Origin of the sequence: Collinsella sp. BG-O-102, assembly GCF_023656745.1 — a bacterium.
Taxonomy (GTDB): Bacteria; Actinomycetota; Coriobacteriia; order Coriobacteriales; family Coriobacteriaceae; genus Collinsella.
On record NZ_JAMOKO010000004.1, the window covers coordinates 24923 to 41036 of the forward strand.

The 16114-nt window shown below is 61.5% G+C and carries 14 protein-coding genes; 10 read left to right on the forward strand and 4 right to left on the reverse strand.

The features are described from left to right. Positions 1-44: 44 nt before the first annotated feature. Positions 45-1322, reverse strand: a complete 1278-nt coding sequence (locus NBH09_RS02950) for a sensor histidine kinase (protein ID WP_250787020.1) — start codon at positions 1320-1322, stop codon at positions 45-47. Further along, complete coding sequence (locus NBH09_RS02955) at positions 1322-2044, reverse strand: LytR/AlgR family response regulator transcription factor (RefSeq protein WP_217107424.1); 723 nt, start codon at positions 2042-2044, stop codon at positions 1322-1324. Before NBH09_RS02955 ends, NBH09_RS02950 begins: the two co-directional genes overlap by 1 nt. Positions 2045-2337: 293 nt before the next feature. Here NBH09_RS02955 and nadA point away from each other — a divergent pair, with 293 nt between their 5' ends. The 4 genes from nadA (at position 2338) to NBH09_RS02975 (ending at position 6202) form a co-directional block, all read left to right on the forward strand. After that, positions 2338-3363, forward strand: coding sequence for a quinolinate synthase NadA (gene nadA, locus NBH09_RS02960; RefSeq protein WP_217107425.1), 1026 nt, complete (start codon positions 2338-2340; stop codon positions 3361-3363). A gap of 77 nt (positions 3364-3440) precedes the next feature. Beyond that, positions 3441-4793, forward strand: coding sequence for an L-aspartate oxidase (locus NBH09_RS02965; protein WP_055250818.1), 1353 nt, complete (start codon positions 3441-3443; stop codon positions 4791-4793). Positions 4794-4796: 3 nt separating this feature from the next. Beyond that, positions 4797-5657, forward strand: coding sequence for a carboxylating nicotinate-nucleotide diphosphorylase (gene nadC / locus NBH09_RS02970; protein ID WP_055250817.1), 861 nt, complete (start codon positions 4797-4799; stop codon positions 5655-5657). Beyond that, positions 5657-6202, forward strand: a complete 546-nt coding sequence (locus tag NBH09_RS02975) for a transcription repressor NadR (protein WP_117776390.1) — start codon at positions 5657-5659, stop codon at positions 6200-6202. The genes nadC and NBH09_RS02975 overlap by 1 nt, the downstream gene beginning before the upstream one ends. A 238-nt stretch (positions 6203-6440) precedes the next feature. Here NBH09_RS02975 and NBH09_RS02980 read toward each other — a convergent pair whose 3' ends face one another. Next, on the reverse strand, positions 6441-6692 hold the full coding sequence (locus tag NBH09_RS02980; protein WP_158564522.1) for a ferredoxin family protein: 252 nt from the start codon (positions 6690-6692) through the stop codon (positions 6441-6443). Positions 6693-7231: 539 nt separating this feature from the next. Here NBH09_RS02980 and dnaK point away from each other — a divergent pair. The 5 genes from dnaK to NBH09_RS03005 all read left to right on the forward strand — a co-directional run bounded on the left by dnaK (position 7232) and on the right by NBH09_RS03005 (position 14118). Next, entirely contained in the window at positions 7232-9124 is a 1893-nt protein-coding gene (dnaK, locus tag NBH09_RS02985; RefSeq protein WP_006235214.1) for a molecular chaperone DnaK, read from the forward strand. 2 nt (positions 9125-9126) lie between these two features. Then, on the forward strand, positions 9127-9969 hold the full coding sequence (locus tag NBH09_RS02990; RefSeq protein WP_118080212.1) for a nucleotide exchange factor GrpE: 843 nt from the start codon (positions 9127-9129) through the stop codon (positions 9967-9969). Between the two features lie 107 nt (positions 9970-10076). Beyond that, on the forward strand, positions 10077-11042 hold the full coding sequence (locus tag NBH09_RS02995; protein ID WP_117770265.1) for a DnaJ C-terminal domain-containing protein: 966 nt from the start codon (positions 10077-10079) through the stop codon (positions 11040-11042). Positions 11043-11114: 72 nt separating this feature from the next. Continuing rightward, positions 11115-11531 carry a heat shock protein transcriptional repressor HspR gene (locus NBH09_RS03000; RefSeq protein ID WP_117839958.1) on the forward strand — a complete coding sequence of 139 codons (417 nt, stop codon included), beginning with the start codon at positions 11115-11117 and terminating at the stop codon, positions 11529-11531. 286 nt (positions 11532-11817) lie between these two features. Further along, positions 11818-14118 carry a hydratase gene (locus NBH09_RS03005; protein WP_161156434.1) on the forward strand — a complete coding sequence of 767 codons (2301 nt, stop codon included), beginning with the start codon at positions 11818-11820 and terminating at the stop codon, positions 14116-14118. A 271-nt stretch (positions 14119-14389) separates the two neighbouring features. Here the strand turns inward: NBH09_RS03005 and NBH09_RS03010 are convergent, their stop codons facing one another. Next, entirely contained in the window at positions 14390-15058 is a 669-nt protein-coding gene (locus NBH09_RS03010; RefSeq protein ID WP_250787021.1) for a hypothetical protein, read from the reverse strand. A gap of 234 nt (positions 15059-15292) precedes the next feature. Between NBH09_RS03010 and NBH09_RS03015 the strand changes: the two genes are divergently transcribed. Next, complete coding sequence (locus NBH09_RS03015) at positions 15293-15964, forward strand: hypothetical protein (RefSeq protein WP_147333364.1); 672 nt, start codon at positions 15293-15295, stop codon at positions 15962-15964. Positions 15965-16114: the final 150 nt, after the last annotated feature.

Consider the following 16114-nt stretch of genomic DNA (forward strand, 5'->3'; position numbering starts at 1 on the left):
ATTGTCTGGCGGGCAAGGCACGCCTCGAGATCGGCGCCGCACTTCTACATCACAGCGCGCAGCTCAAACCGATCGCCGTTAATGCGGAACTGGCAGTTGCCGTTCATGCGTTCGACGGCAAGCTTAATGCTCTTGGTGCCAAAGCCGTGACCGGCGTGCTGAGCCACGGGCATGCCGTCGACCATGTGCGGCGCCCGTCCAAATGTGTTGGAAACCGAAAGCAGCAGCTGCCCGTCCTCAAACCGCAGATCAAGATCGACAAAGCGCTTGCCCTCGGGGGCGGTGCTCGCCGCGGCAATGGCGTTTTCCAAGGCATTTGAGAGCACGCTAAACAGGTCGGCGTCACCTACGTGGATGGTTTCGGGTACGGCGGCGCGCAGGTTGGCGGTAATGCCGTTTCTATTGATATCCGAGTTAAATGACGAAAGCGCGATGTTTACGGTCTCGTTGGCGCAGAAGCGGCGTACGGCGGTGCGATCGCCGACTTCGCAGAGTTCATCGATGCGTTTGAGCGCCTCGTCGGTGTGGCCCTCCTCAATTAAAGCGGCCAGGCCGCGTAGGAAGTGGCGCATATCGTGGCGAAGAATCGACAGCTCGCGCCCAGATTGACGCCAAGCCTCGAGCTCTTTGATGGCGGCGCTGTCGCGGGTTTCGAGCATCCAGCGCTCTCGCTCGGCGGTTTCCTTTTCTTCGTATTCGCGCAGGTAAACGGCAAGAAACATAAGATAGAAGGCACAGAGCGCAAATGCCAAAAACTCAACCGTCACCACCGAGCCCGAGTGGAACAGCGTGGTGTAGACGTTGGTGGCATAGTCAAAGACGTAATAGACGAGCGGCAGGATTAAAAGGATGCCCAGCTCGGTGGTGCTTTTAATCGCCAAGCGCGGACCGATGTCGCCGGCCCAATGCAACAGGACGGCAAAGACGGCGAGTGTGGTCGCGATGCGCGCCAGATAGTACGCGATCTGAGAATCGGTTGCGGCAAATGCGGCAATGCCCATCCAATTGCTGAACTGGCAGCTCAGATAGGCACTCGTAATGCCGAGTACGGCAAGCAGCGGGCTCAGGCGGTAGCGCGCGCACAAATAGATGACGAGCGGCAGATGCACGACGAGTGGATATACCTGGCGGGCGAAAAGCTCGCCGCCGACGGCATTGGCGAGGCCAAATGCGCATCCAGTTACGGCACCGACCAGCACCAGTTCAAGCGCATGACGCCGGTTGATCTCGACACCGCACAGCGCCGCCGAGGCAAAGACGCCAAAGAGCAGCGTCGTGGCGTGGTGGATTGCCCAAAGGATCATTTCGACCGTGGAGACCATCAGTGTCTCCCACCCTCAAAGCGCACCGCAAAGTAGGCGTCTTGGAATCCCTGCTTGCAGCTGCGCGAAAGCGGGATGCACGCGCCCGAGCGCATGACGATGTCCGTGCGGTCAAAGTGATCGATATTGCGCAGGTTGACCTGGTAGCTGCGGTGGCATTTAAAGAAGGTGGCATTTTGCGCCAAACGGTCTTCGACGCTGCGGAACGACTCAAGTGCCTCGATATCGCGTCCGTCGCGCAGGTGGAAGACCACGTGCTTGTTGCGCGCCTCGGCATATTCGATGTCGGACAGGCGCAGGGCGTGGTAGCCAAAGGAAGTTTTGATCACGAGCTCGTCGGTTGCCGCCGGGCGCATGCTCGAAAGCTCGTCGAGCAACTGCGCTAGGCGTTCGTAAGCCACGGGCTTGAGCAGATAATCGAAGGCGCGGACCTCGTAGGACTCCAGTGCAAACTCGGGCGATGAGGTGAGAAACACCAGACGCACGGCGGTATCGGCCTGGCGCAATTCGCGCGCGGTGTCCATGCCGTTGACGAGCGGCATGATCATATCGAGCAAGATGATGTCGGCGCGCGATGCGGCATGGCGGGCCAGCAGGTCCTCGCCGCGCGTGACGAGCGCAACATCGACCGCCGTGCCCGTCTCGCTCGACCAACGGTCGATCATCCGGTGCAGTCTATCTAGAAAAGCGACGTCGTCGTCGCAGGCAATAATCTTGAGCATTCTGAGCCCCCTTAGTAGTTCGATTTTGCCACATTGGGTGCGGACCGCTCGCGGAGGCGTGTCCCATTTGCGCCCCACGTCGCGCAACTCGCGCCGAGCGGTATTGCGGTGGCGAAAGATGCCTCCTGCGCTATCGAGAGCTCGGCTATCCTCAGCTTGCCAGTTCGAAAATGGACCTGCCGCATGATTGAATCTTTATTTCAACTTTACACCTAGGTTTACAGCTGTCTTGTCAGCTGTAAACCTAGGTGTCATACTAAAGCCCCAAGATTCGCCAAAAGAGAGGGGCCTTGATGGCACAGAGCGCGAACATGGATGCGTCGGAGCTTGCACGCGATATCGCGGCCGGCCTAGCATCGGCAACGACGGCAACGGAGCGCGCGGCACTGGTGCCCGCAGAGCTTGTCGAGGCCATTCAACAACTAAAAACCCAACGTGACGCGGTGATCCTAGCGCACTATTACGTGGCGCCCGAGGTACAGGCCGTGGCTGATTACGTCGGCGACAGCTTTTACCTGGCAAAGCTTGCCAAGAGCCTGCCGCAGCAGACCATCGTGCTGTGCGGCGTGGAGTTTATGGGCGAGAGTGCCAAGCTGCTCAGCCCCACCAAGACCGTGCTGCTGCCCGAGCCGGGCGCGGACTGCCCCATGGCGCACATGGTCAAGCGTGAGACGGTCGACGCGGCGCGCGCCGAGTATGGTGACGACCTTGCCGTGGTCTGCTACGTCAACTCCACGGTCGAGATCAAGAGCTGGAGCGACGTGTGCGTCACCAGTTCCAACGCCGTTAAGATCGTGTCCGAGCTGCCGCAGCAGCATATCCTGTTCATTCCCGACCAAAACCTGGGACGCTTCGTAGCCGAGCAGGTGCCGCAAAAGCACGTCATCCTCAACAACGGCTACTGCCCACGCCATCACATCATCACCGTCGAGCAGATCGTCGACGCGACGGAGGCCCACCCCGACGCGCTCGTGCTGGCGCACCCCGAGTGCAAGGCCGACGTTCTGGCCGAGGCCGACTACATCGGCTCCACCGCCGGCATCATCAGGTATGCCGAGGAGTCCGACGCGAGCGAGTTCATTATCGTGACGGTCCGCGGCGTGCTCTACGAGCTCGAGCGCCGCTGCCGGGGCACCGGCAAGAAGTTCTACTTCCCCGCGGTGCAGCCCACCTGCGTCAACATGGATCTCATCACGCTCGAAAAGCTCGTGCGCTGCCTGGAGACGGGCGAGGGCGAGGTGCAGATCGGCGTGTCGGACGAGGCTGCCGACCAGGCCAAACTCACGCTCGACCGCATGCTCGAGTACGCAGCGCGCTAGAACAATGTGACAAAGGGACAGTCCCTTTGTCACATTCAAGGGAAAGGATTCCTGTGGAAACCAAGCAATACCCCGATATGGAGTGCGACGTCGTCATTGCCGGCTGCGGCGTGGCAGGCCTGTACGCGGCCCTCAATCTGCCGACGAGCACGCGCGTGATCATGCTCTCCAAGGGCGCTGTCGACGAGTGCGATTCGATGCTCGCGCAGGGCGGCATTTGCGTGCTGCCCGAGGGCTCGGACTACGATGCCTTCTTTGAGGACACCATGCACGCCGGCCACTACGAGAACCGCCGCGAGAGCGTCGACATCATGATCCGCTCGAGCCGCTCGGTCATCAACGACCTGCTGGCGATGGGCGTGGACTTTGAGCGCAAGGCCGACGGCAGCCTCGACTTTACCCGCGAGGGTGCGCACAGCCGCCCCCGCATTGCCTTCCATGCCGACATTACGGGCAAGGAGATCACGACCAAGCTGCTTCAGGCCGTTCGCAAACTGGATAACGTGCAGATTTTGGAGCACGTGGCCATGACCGACATCCTGACGGGCGAGCGTGACGGCGCCACGGTGTGTGCCGGTGTCGTCGCCGTTCCCGTGGACGAGGACAACTCGGTCCGCCCCGCCGACGAGCTGATAAATGCCGCCGAGGGCGCGCATGCCGGCGAGCCGTTTAAGATCCATGCCCGCCACACGCTGTGGGCAACGGGCGGCATCGGCGGCATATACGACCACTCGACCAACTATCCGCAGCTCACGGGCGATGCCTGCTACATCGCTCAGGAGCATGGCATTAAGATGGAGCACCTGGACTACGTGCAGATCCACCCCACGGGACTGTTCTCGCCGCAGCCAGGCCGCACCTTCCTGATCAGCGAGAGCTGCCGCGGCGAGGGCGCGATTTTGCTCAACGCCGCCGGTGAGCGCTTTACCGACGAGCTTCAGCCGCGCGATGTGGTCGCTGCCGCTATTCGCGAGCAGATGAAGCGGGACGGTACCGAGCACGAGTGGCTGAGCTTTGCCCCCGTCGAGCGCGATGTAGTGACCGGGCACTTTGCCAACATTCGCGCACGCTGCTTGGAGGACGGCCGCGACATCTTGGACGAGCCCATCCCCGTTACGCCTACGCAGCACTACTTTATGGGCGGCGTGTGGGTCGACAAGGACGGCCGCACCTCGATGCCCGAGCTCTACGCAGCCGGTGAGACGGCCTGCAACGGCGTGCACGGCAAGAATCGCCTGGCTTCCAACAGCCTGCTCGAGGCGCTGGTCTGGGGTCGTCGCGCCGCGTGGTACATGCGCACCGGCGAGTCGCTCGCCGTGGAGCAGGCGGGCGAGCCCGCGCTCGACGGGCGTCATCGCGCCCTGAGCGCCGACTCCCTGGCAATCGATGATTTGGCCCGTGCCGCCGGCACGCAGGCCGTGGAGGAGTAGACCATGAATCCCATTACCATGAAGCTCGTCGTCGATGATCTGATTCTGCAGGCTCTACGCGAGGACATTACGTTTGAGGACGTGAGCACGGCGAGCGTGTGCCCCACGGCGCGCCCCGCCACGGTGGAGCTCATCGCCAAGGCCGATGGCATCATCGCGGGCTTGGATGTGTTCGCCCGCACCTTTGAGCTGCTGGATTCGCAGAGCTCGGTGCTGTTTGATGTTGCCGACGGTGACGAGGTGCACGCCGGCGACCACGTGGGCCAGGTGCGCGGCGATGCGCGCGTGCTGCTTTCGGGCGAGCGCGTGGCGCTCAACTACCTGCAGCGCATGAGCGGTATCGCTACCTATACGCACAGAATGGCAGCGGCGCTCGAGGGTACCAAGACCGTGCTTGTCGACACACGCAAGACCACGCCGGGCATGCGCGTTTTCGAGAAGGCGGCGGTTGAGATCGGCGGCGGCAGCAACCATCGCTACAACCTGTCGACGGCCGTCATGCTCAAGGACAACCACATCGACGCCGCCGGTGGCGTGGCGCGCGCGATTGAGATGGCGCGCGCCCATGCATCGTTTACCACGACGGTCGAGATCGAGTGCGAGAACCTGGACATGGTGCGCGAGGCCGTGGAAGCCGGCGCCGACATCATCATGTTCGACAACATGACCCACGACGACATGGCCGCCGCTATCGAGCTTATCGCCGGTCGCGCCAAGACTGAGTGTTCGGGCAATGTGGACGCCAGCAATATTCGCGCCCTGGCCGATCTGGGCGTCGACTTTATTAGCTCGGGCGCGCTGACACACTCCGCCCCGATCCTCGACCTCTCGCTTAAGCACCTGCGTCTGCTGGACGGTAAATAATGAACGCCCGCGAGCGCCGTCGTGCCATCATGGGCGTGCTCGAGGGAGCCAGGGAGCCCGTTTCGGGCAGCGCACTTGCCCGCGAGGTTGGCGTGAGCCGCCAGGTCGTGGTTCAGGATATTGCCCTGTTGCGCGCCGATGGGCACGATGTCGTGGCAACCAACCGCGGCTACGTGCTGCAGGAGGCCCCCAGCAGCCCCGCCGTGCCCACGCGCTTGGTCAAGGTTCGCCACAGCGTGGAGCAGGCAGGCGATGAGCTCACGAGTATCGTCGACGCCGGCGGCGCCGTGCTCAACGTGATCGTCAATCACCGCGTGTACGGTAAGATCACGGCCGACCTGGACATTCGCAATCGTCGCGATGTTGAGCGCTACCTGCACGATATCGAGAGCGGCAAGAGCTTTCCACTACTAACGGTGACGAGCGGCTATCACTTCCACCGCATTGCGGCAGAGGATGAGCAAACCCTCGACGAGATCGAGGCCATACTCAAGGAGAAAGGCTATTTGGCAGACCTGATGCCCTACGAGGACGATCTGTCGTAGCCGATGCTGCAAACGTCCCTAAGCGGCAATCTGACGTTCAATCGTCGGTCGCGTACCAAAGTACGCTTCCCTCCTCTTTCACGTCACCTTGCTCGCTTAGGGACGTTTTCGCTGACGTGAGCTCAACCTGCGATGGTGCCTAATTGGTTATCCGCACAAAAAAGGAGGCCTCCGCGGCGATGCGGAGGCCTCCTTTTTTGTGCACGGTGTACTTTTGAGTGTGCAAGTGCGGGAGTTGTTACTCCTCGACGATCTCGGTGATCGCGCCAGCGGGGCAAGCGTCCTGGCAAGCGCCACAGGCGACGCAGGAGTCCTCGTCAGCGACGGTGGCGACGTCCTGGAGCTCCAGAACGCCAGCGGGGCAGGAGTCGACGCAAACGCCACAAGCGATGCACTCGTCGGCATCAATTACGGGATGAGCCATGGTAGTTTCCTCTCTGTTGACCGACGCTACAGGCGATGCGCGTCGGTTTGATTCGGGCAAAAACATACCACGGGAGCGACCGTTTGCAATACCCTCTGACCGGCATCTTCATACCGTTCGCCGAGTATGCCATGGCTTACTAAAAAACATGCAGGTGAGGCCGTTGAGCTGCGCAAATGTTAGCTACAGGTGACTTGAAATATAGGGCGATTGAGCGTGTTTGCGGAAACCGCATCCCGTAATCCACGTCCAAAACGGGACACGGTTTCCGGTTGGACCGCCCGGCGGAAACTGCGTCCCGGAATTTACGCTCAGACTGGGTCGCGCTTCCCCCGGGGTCGCCTCAAGCCACCCCATGCGGCCTCGGGCCCAAACCTCAGCCATCTCTACATAGATCTCGATAGATTTGCCGAGAACTCAATCAGTGCGTCTACCTGCGCATTTGTGAACCTAAACTCTCAGCAATAAGAAATCTTATATGAATTGACTTAGATTTTGTATATTCCGGCCCATAAGGGGATACACTACATCCTGAAAGACAAGCCGAAACACCGCGCGGCAGACCGCCGAGTCGGTGCAAACGCACAAGAGAGAGGGAATTTCTAATGGGCAAGATTCTTGGTATCGACCTTGGTACTACTAACTCCGCAATGGCCGTTCTCGAGGGCGGTTCTCCGACCATTATCGTGAACGCCGAGGGCGACCGCACCACCCCGTCCGTCGTGGGCTTCCGTGCCGACGGCGACCGCGTCGTGGGTAAGGCCGCTAAGAACCAGGCTGTCACCAACCCCAAGAACACCGTGTTCTCCATCAAGCGCTTCATGGGCCGCAAGTACTCCGAGTGCACCTCCGAGATCAAGACCGTGCCGTATGAGGTCAAGGAGGGCCAGGGTGGCCGTGCTGTCGTCGACATCGAGGGCAAGGACTACACCGCCGAGCAGGTGAGCGCCATGACGCTCGCAAAGATGAAGGCCGACGCCGAGAAGTATCTGGGCGAGACCGTCACCGACGCCGTCATCACCGTCCCGGCCTACTTCAACGACGCCCAGCGTCAGGCCACCAAGGACGCCGGTAAGATCGCCGGCCTCAACGTCAAGCGTATCGTGAACGAGCCGACCGCTGCTGCTTTGGCCTATGGCCTGGATAAGCAGGGCACCGACCAGCGCATCCTGGTCTTCGACCTGGGCGGCGGTACCTTCGATGTCTCCATCCTCGACCTCGCCGACGGCGTGTTTGAGGTTCTGTCCACCTCGGGCGACAACCACCTGGGCGGCGACGACTGGGATCAGCGCGTCATCGACTGGATGGCCGATAAGTTCCAGCAGGAGAACGGTGTCGACCTGCGTCAGGACCCCATGGCCCTGCAGCGTCTGAAGGAGGCCGCCGAGAACGCCAAGAAGGAGCTCTCCGCCGCCCAGCAGACCACCATCAACCTGCCGTTCATTACCATGAACCAGTCCGGCCCGCTGCACCTCAACTACACGCTGACCCGCGCCGAGTTCGAGAAGATCACCCGTGACCTGCTCGAGCGCTGCAAGCAGCCTGTCACCAACGCCCTGCGCGACGCCAAGCTTAAGCTCTCCGATCTGACCGAGGTCATCCTCGTCGGCGGCTCCACCCGTATGCCCGCCGTCCAGGAGCTCGTCAAGACCATGACCGGCAAGCAGCCCAACATGTCCGTGAACCCCGACGAGGTCGTTGCCGACGGCGCTGCCGTCCAGGGCGGCGTGCTCACCGGCGACGTCGAGGGCATCCTGCTGCTCGACGTTACCCCGCTGTCGCTGGGCGTCGAGACCATGGGCGGCATCATGACCAAGATGATCGACCGCAACACCACGATCCCGACCTCCAAGACCGAGGTCTACTCCACCGCTGCCGACAACCAGACCAGCGTCGAGATCAACGTGCTCCAGGGAGAGCGCGAGCTTGCCCGCGACAACAAGTCGCTCGGTAAGTTCCAGCTGACCGGTATCCCGGCTGCCCGCCGCGGCGTGCCGCAGATCGAGGTCACCTTCGACATCGACGCCAACGGCATCGTCAAGGTCTCCGCTAAGGACAAGGGCACCGGCAAGGAGCAGCAGATTACCATTTCCGGCTCCACCGCTCTGTCCGACGACGAAGTCGATCGTATGGTCAAGGACGCCGAGGCTCATGCCGAGGAGGACAAGAAGCAGAAGGAAGAGGTCGAGGTCCGCAACCAGACCGACAGCCTGTGCTACTCCACCGAGCAGACCCTCAACGAGCTGGGCGACAAGGTTTCCGCTGACGTGAAGTCCAAGGCCGAGGCCGCTATCGCCGACGCCAAGAAGGCGCTCGAGGGCTCTGACGTCGAGGCCATCAAGGCCGCCGGCGAGTCCCTGCAGTCCGTGGCCTACGAGCTGGCCCAGGTTGTCTACGCCGACGCTCAGCAGCAGACCGACGGTGCCGCCGGTGCCCAGCCTGCCGACGATGACGTTGTCGACGCCGACTACGAGGTTGTGGACGACGAGGACAAGTAATCATGTCCGCCCGTAAAGCTCGCACGGAGGCGGCTGCCGCTGGCGCCGCCCCCGTTGACTCTGAGGAGAAGGACGTGAAGATTCCCGTAGAGGCCGCAGACGATACCGAGGCCAACGAGGCCCCGGCCGCCGAGGCTGCCGAGAACCAGGTAGAGGATTCCAACAAGGAGGCGACGATGACCGAGGACGAGATGGTGGAAGCCGCTATCCGCGCCGGTGAGGAAGCCGCCGACAACGACTTTAAGCTCAAGTTCGAGCAGGCCCAAAAGGAGCTTGCCGACGTGCGCAATGAGCTCGATGCTGCGGCAGAGGCCCAGAAGGCCGCCGAGGACAAGGCGAAGGACGCTACCGAGCGAACCGCTCGTCTGCAGGCCGACTGGGAGAACTTCCGTCGCCGCACCGCCAATGAGCGTATCGCCGAGCGCGAGCGCGCGACCGAGAAGCTTGTTACCGCGCTGTTGCCGGTGATTGACGATATCGAGCGCGCGATCGACCATGCCCGTAGCCAGGAGCTTTCCGACGACTTTAAGCAGTTCGTCGATGGCGTCGATGCGGTGCATGCCAAGCTGCTCGATGTGTTTGCGCACGAGGGCGTTGAGCCCATCGACCCCAAGGGCGAGGCGTTCGATCCGCTCGAGCACCAGGCCGTGGGGCGTGTCGAGGACGCATCGCAGTACGACGAGACTGTCAACGACGTGTACCAGAAGGGCTACCGCATGGCGGATCGCATCCTGCGTTCCGCGATGGTGACGGTGACCTACGGTGGCGAGAAGCGCCCCGCACCGGAGCCCGAAGCGGCGCCCGAGGATGCTACGGCCGATACGGCCGAGAGCACCGAGGAGTAATTGAGAAGGGCCCCGGGGCAACACCCGGGGCCCTTTCTGGCCTAGTGCCATATGAAAGCATGAGCCGCCGCCCGCTGGGCGGCGGATGAAACAGGAGAGGAGCTACGATGGCTGCAGGCAAAACCTTCTATGACATCCTGGGCGTATCCAAGAGCGCCTCCGACAAAGAGATCAAGAGCGCGTTTCGCAAGCTCGCGCAAAAATATCACCCCGATGCCGGAGGCGACGAGGCCAAGTTCAAGGAGATTAGCGAGGCCTACGAGACGCTTTCGGACGAGAAGAAGCGCAAAGAGTACGACCAGATGCTCATGTTTGGCGGCATGCCGGGCGCGGGCGGCGCGTATGGCGGCGGCTACGGTGCCGGCGCTGGTGCCAGCGGCTGGGGCGACATCTTCGACAGCATCTTTAGCGGCAACGGCGCCTGGGGCAGCGATTGGGGCTCGGGCTTTGCCGGGGCTGCGGGCGCTGCCGGTGCCGGCGCTGGCCGCAGCCGCGCTCGCAAGGGCGGCGACCTGTCGCTGACCGTCGATGTGACGGCCGAGGACGCGTTTCGCGGTGTGACGCACAAGGTCACCTACCGCATTCCCTCGACAGGCGAGCAGCAGACCATTACGGTCTCGGTGCCTGCAGGCGCGGTCGACGGCGGCAAGCTGCGTTACAAACGTCGCGGCGAGTATGGCGTTGCCGGCGGCGAGCGCGGCGACCTGGTCGTGACCACGCATGTGGAGGAGCATCCGCTGTTTAGGCGCAAAGGCGCCGACGTGACCATGGAGGTACCGGTCTCGGTCTACGAGGCGGCGCTCGGCTGCACGGTGGACGTGCCCACGCCCGGCGGTGCGACGGTCCGTTTGAAAGTGCCCGCGGGTACCCAGACGGGCAAGAAGTTCCGCTTTAAGGAGATGGGCGCGCCCGATGTTAAGCACCGTGGCCGCACGGGCGCGCTGCTCGTCGAGATCAAGGTGCAGGTTCCCACGAACCTGTCCGACGATGAGCGCGATGCCATGACCAAGCTGCGCGAGGCCGACACGCGCGACTATCGCGAGAAGGTCAATCGTTACAAGGCGACGTACTAGGGCGGTCGCGGCGCACGCCCACGCCCGCGGGCTTATGATGGACGATAACGAGACGGAAAGGGGTCAGGTAGCATGGCCGAGGACAATAGGAACAAACCGCTGTACATGATCAGCGTGGCGGCCGAGCTGACCGGCATGCACCCGCAGACTCTGCGCGTCTACGAGTCCAAGGGCCTGGTGAATCCTCAGCGCTCGGGCGGTAACACGCGCCTGTATTCGCGTGCCGATATCGAGCGTCTGGAACTCATCAACCAACTGACCGACGAGGGCATCAACCTTGCCGGCGTGGTGCGCATCCTCGATATGAAGGAGCGTTCCGAGGAGCGCGAGCGCGAGAACGAGAAGCTCCGCGCTCGCGTGCGCCAGCTCGAGGACGAGCTGCACGAGTATAAGATGCAGAAGAAGATCACCGCCCTGGCCCCGCGCGACGGCTCGGTCAACCCCGAGCAAGTCATGCGCAAGCTGCTAGGTACGGGTAGCGACCTATAGCTCCGCCGACGCTGCCGGGCACTCATTGGGGACAGACTTAAATGAGTGCCCGCAGAATGAGAGTGGATAATCTCCCGTTTTTGGCCTGTTTGCAGGCTCAAAGTGGGAGATTATCCACTCTCGTCATTTCGGCGTCTAAGTCTGCCCCCGGCACCCAACTCGTTCTTTGCTTTACCTAGATAAAGTGAACGTGCAGATTCGTAACCCACTCGCAACCGTTCTATGGCACGATATTGAACGAATGTATGCTATGCGCCCAAATCTTTTGGGCAGAGTGGGAGACAGTATGGTCAAGCTGTACGAGGACGGCATCTACCTGCGCGGCGGCAGCGAGGTCGTGCCTGCGGCCGAGGCTGCTGAGCGCGGCATTACGAAGACGCCCGAGGATGCCAAGCGCGGAACCATCGCGTATTCGATCCTCCAAGCACACAATACGTCCGGCGACCCCGAGGCACTCAAGATTCGCTTCGACGCCATGGCGAGCCACGACATCACCTTTGTCGGCATCATCCAAACGGCGCGTGCCTCGGGCATGGAGCAGTTCCCGCTGCCCTACGTGCTCACCAACTGCCATAACTCGCTGTGCGCCGTGGGCGGCACCATCAACGAGGACGACCACGTCTTTGGCCTCTCCGCGGCCAAGAAGTACGGCGGCATCTTCGTCCCGCCGCACATCGCCGTTATCCACTCCTTTATGCGTGAGAACTTTGCCGGTTGCGGCAAGATGATCCTGGGTTCCGACTCGCACACCCGCTACGGCGCCCTAGGCACCATGGCCGTGGGTGAGGGCGGCGGCGAGCTGGCCAAGCAGTTGCTGCGCGACACCTACGATGTCGCCTATCCCGGCGTCGTTGCCATCTACCTCACGGGTGCCCCGCGCCCCGGCGTCGGCCCGCACGACGTGGCGCTCGCCATCATCCGCGCCGTCTTTGCCAAGGGCTACGTTAAGAACAAGGTCATGGAGTTCGTGGGCCCCGGCATCTCGAGCATGACGACCGACTACCGCAACGGCGTCGACGTCATGACCACCGAGACCACCTGCCTTTCCTCAATCTGGGCAACCGACGAGGACACGCACGCGTTTTTGACCATGCACGGCCGCGGCGACGACTACCGCGAGCTCAAGCCCGCCGATGTCGCCTACTACGACGGCTGCGTCGAGGTCGACTTGTCGAGCATCAAGCCCATGATCGCGCTGCCGTTCCATCCTTCCAACGGCTTTGAGATCGACGAGCTCAATGAGAACCTCGAGGACATCCTTCACGAGGTGGAGCTCGAGGCCGCCAAGATCGGCGAGGGTAAGACGCACTTTAGCCTGCTCGACAAGATCGTCGACGGCAAACTGCACGTGCAGCAGGGCGTTATCGCCGGCTGCTCGGGCGGCAACTACGACTCCGTGGTCCAGGCTGCCCGCGTGCTCAAGGGCGCCAACACCGGCTGCGGCGAGTTCTCGCTGTCGGTCTATCCCACGAGCCAGCCCGTGGCGCTCGAACTTACACGCCGCGGCTATATCTACGACCTTATGGAGGCCGGCGCGATCGTGCGCACGGCGTTCTGCGGCCCGTGCTTTGGCGCTGGCGACACGCCCGCCAACAACGGCCTTTCGATCCGCCACACCACGCGCAACTTCCCCAACCGCGAGGGTTCCAAGCCGGGTAATGGCCAGCTGAGCGCCGTGGCCCTGATGGACGCCCGCTCCATCGCGGCGACGGCTGCCAACGGCGGCGTCCTGACGCCGGCGACCGACCTGCCCGAGGAGACTTGGGACGAGGCCTGCGAGTACACCTTTGACGACGTGCCGTACAAAAAGCGCGTGTACTGGGGCTTTGGCAAGGCGGAGCCTGCCGACGAGCTGGTCGAAGGCCCCAACATCAAGCCGTGGCCCGCGATGGAGCCCCTCGGCGACGATATCCTGCTCAAGGTGTGCTCCAAGATCATGGACCCGGTCACCACGACCGACGAGCTGATCCCATCGGGCGAGACGAGCTCCTTCCGCTCCAACCCGCTGGGCCTGGCCGAGTTTACGCTGAGCCGTCGCGACCCGGCCTACGTGGGCCGCTCCAAGGAGGTCGACGCCGTGGAGAAGCGTCGCGTGGCCGGCGAGGCCGCGGGCGACCTGGCGGCACTCGATGCCGAGCTTGCCGGTGTGTTCGAGGCACTGGCCGGCGTGGGTGTCGCGGCCGATGCCAAGGCGACCGAGTACGGCTCCATGCTCTATGCCAAGAAGCCCGGTGACGGTTCCGCCCGCGAGCAGGCCGCGAGCTGCCAGCGCGTAATTGGCGGCCTGGCCAACATCGTCCACGAGTACGCCACCAAGCGCTATCGCTCCAACGTCATGAACTGGGGCATGGTGCCCTTCCAGATGGAGGCCGAGCCCAACTTTGAGGTGGGCGACTACGTCTTTGTGCCGGGTATCCGTGCCGCGCTCGATGGCGATCTCAAGAACATCGCCGCCTACGTGGTGCGCGCCGATGGTGCGGTTGAGCAGATTGAGCTCTATATTGCCGATATGACGGCAGAGGAGCGCGCCATCGTCAAGGCCGGCTGCCTGATCAACTACAACAAGTTCAAGGCCGCTGCCGAGTAACGCACTTAATTGTCCGCCCGGGGCTTACCCTTTCCCGCCCGCTCACGCGCTTCGCGAGGGTCGCGTTCGGCAAAGGGTGGCCCCGGGCTACATTTCTGCGTTCTCGTTGGGTCTTGAGGGATGCTAATAAATAGACTTGCTTGATGCCGCCTCTTTTATTGGGGCGGCTTCTTTTTGTCGAAACCCACCACATTGGGGTCAGGCACCTTTGTGGTGGTGGGGGTGAGCTCAATGTCGGTGTGCACGTTGAGCGACATTCCAATAAGCGCCTCTACAGGATTTCATCCGGGTTGGCGGGTTTGGTTGTTTTGGGGATGCCGAGTTTGGAGGACGCGAAATCGTCAACATTGTCCTTAATTCCGTCTTTGGTGTAGACAGTGACCATATAGGTGCTGTGTCCGAATTCGCCCTTGTCGCGTGTTGCCCAGGCATCCCAGTAGGCGGCCCCGTTTCGCCCTTTGATTTTTCCGACACGGCGGAGTTCTGTTCGCTTTAATTTCTGGTTGCTATAGATGGTTCGACCGGCCTCCTCGGTGAGCCCGCACTGTCCAAGCATCTTGTCGAGGACTTGGTTCATGTGGCGCTCATCGGTGTTTGGTGCGTAGTCGTAGGCGAGGGTGATGGAGTCGAGTGGCTGGTCGTCGATTAGATAGTTTAGCGCCTGAGGTCCAAGGCAGAAATAGGGGGAGCATCCGTCGATCTGACCGAGCAGTGGCAACTTTGACTGCCAAATTCCGGTGGGAATTCCATCTTCGTAAAACACGCCGCGACAGATAAAGGAGAGCGAGGTGGCACGCGAGCCGGCGTCGACCATTCCGCATAAATCGAAGGGCGAGGTGATACCAAGGGAAAAGGGCGTGATGACGATAAGGAAGAGCATCACGATGGGTATGGCGAGAATGGCGATGACGTTGCGACCGGTGGAATGAGACGGCTTCATATGCGCTCCTCGAGACAAAGAGCTGTTGAGGATAGGCAGAAATGGATATGTTCAGAGAACAATTCAAGTTTAATCTCATGGCGTGAGATGGTCGACCGTTAGCGTCGAAAACCACCACAAAGGTGCCTGTCCCCTTTGTGGTGGTGGGGAGCGCGCGGCTTCTTTTGGTGATAGTGTTAGCCGGCGGTATCATTAGGACAAATGGCGCGGGTTTGCATTGTGAGGTGCTTTGCTGTGAGAAGTCCTGCCCGTATTGGATTGATTGTCTTGGCGCTTGCGATCGCTGTGGTTGGCGCGGGCGCTGTCGGTATGGCATTTCTACCTGCTGCGGTGACGGAGCCGGTGGTCAAGCCTGTGACTCAATCTGTCGAACTTCTGACCGGCGACGACAAGCCTGAGACCATTACCGTTGATTTTGATGAGCAACCGGCTGCGCTGGGCATTAGTAATTATCCACGCATTCAGCTTGGGGCTATGCGCTATACCACGGATTCTGGTCTGATCGACAGGGCGTCCGAGCTGCTCAAGGGCAAAATCTTTAAGCGCTGGTATGGATATGCGTCCTATCGGGCAAAAGCGAACGACATGGTTGGCGGATGCCACTCTTCCATCGAGCTGGACACTGCAAACGGCGCAAAGTTATGTGATGTCTCGTACGATCCGGGCTACGAGGACAATGAGGGTCCGGGCATCTACATCATGGACGGCGATGTCGCCTATGTCATGGAGGGCGACCAGACCGAGCTCAACGATTTTATGGGCCAGTGTATCCAAGATGCCTATAAACAGACCTGCTTGCCTGACCCGCAGGCTGCACGCGATAGTGGGTCTGCCCGTACATGGCTGTTCGAGGATGAGATGCCCTGGACCGTCGAATCGGGAAGTACGGGTCCGGCGAAGGAGTAGAGACCGCGACCACCACAAAGGTGTCTGTCCCCTTTGTGGTGGTTTGCATGTCGTGGGAACACTCAGAAAATCTTATATATAGAGACTTAGATTTATGTATAAGATCGCACAAAGCTGGCAACAATACTTCTCGAACAACGTGAAGCCGCC

What these genes read in the sequence shown, in the direction of transcription:
- NBH09_RS02950 (WP_250787020.1), bottom strand. Translation starts at nt 1,322, where the DNA reads ATGGTCTCCACGGTCGAAATGATCCTTTGGGCAATCCACCACGCCACG.
- NBH09_RS02955 (WP_217107424.1), bottom strand. Translation starts at nt 2,044, where the DNA reads ATGCTCAAGATTATTGCCTGCGACGACGACGTCGCTTTTCTAGATAGA.
- nadA (WP_217107425.1), top strand. Translation starts at nt 2,338, where the DNA reads ATGGCACAGAGCGCGAACATGGATGCGTCGGAGCTTGCACGCGATATC.
- NBH09_RS02965 (WP_055250818.1), top strand. Translation starts at nt 3,441, where the DNA reads ATGGAGTGCGACGTCGTCATTGCCGGCTGCGGCGTGGCAGGCCTGTAC.
- nadC (WP_055250817.1), top strand. Translation starts at nt 4,797, where the DNA reads ATGAATCCCATTACCATGAAGCTCGTCGTCGATGATCTGATTCTGCAG.
- NBH09_RS02975 (WP_117776390.1), top strand. Translation starts at nt 5,657, where the DNA reads ATGAACGCCCGCGAGCGCCGTCGTGCCATCATGGGCGTGCTCGAGGGA.
- NBH09_RS02980 (WP_158564522.1), bottom strand. Translation starts at nt 6,692, where the DNA reads ATGTTTTTGCCCGAATCAAACCGACGCGCATCGCCTGTAGCGTCGGTC.
- dnaK (WP_006235214.1), top strand. Translation starts at nt 7,232, where the DNA reads ATGGGCAAGATTCTTGGTATCGACCTTGGTACTACTAACTCCGCAATG.
- NBH09_RS02990 (WP_118080212.1), top strand. Translation starts at nt 9,127, where the DNA reads ATGTCCGCCCGTAAAGCTCGCACGGAGGCGGCTGCCGCTGGCGCCGCC.
- NBH09_RS02995 (WP_117770265.1), top strand. Translation starts at nt 10,077, where the DNA reads ATGGCTGCAGGCAAAACCTTCTATGACATCCTGGGCGTATCCAAGAGC.
- NBH09_RS03000 (WP_117839958.1), top strand. Translation starts at nt 11,115, where the DNA reads ATGGCCGAGGACAATAGGAACAAACCGCTGTACATGATCAGCGTGGCG.
- NBH09_RS03005 (WP_161156434.1), top strand. Translation starts at nt 11,818, where the DNA reads ATGGTCAAGCTGTACGAGGACGGCATCTACCTGCGCGGCGGCAGCGAG.
- NBH09_RS03010 (WP_250787021.1), bottom strand. Translation starts at nt 15,058, where the DNA reads ATGAAGCCGTCTCATTCCACCGGTCGCAACGTCATCGCCATTCTCGCC.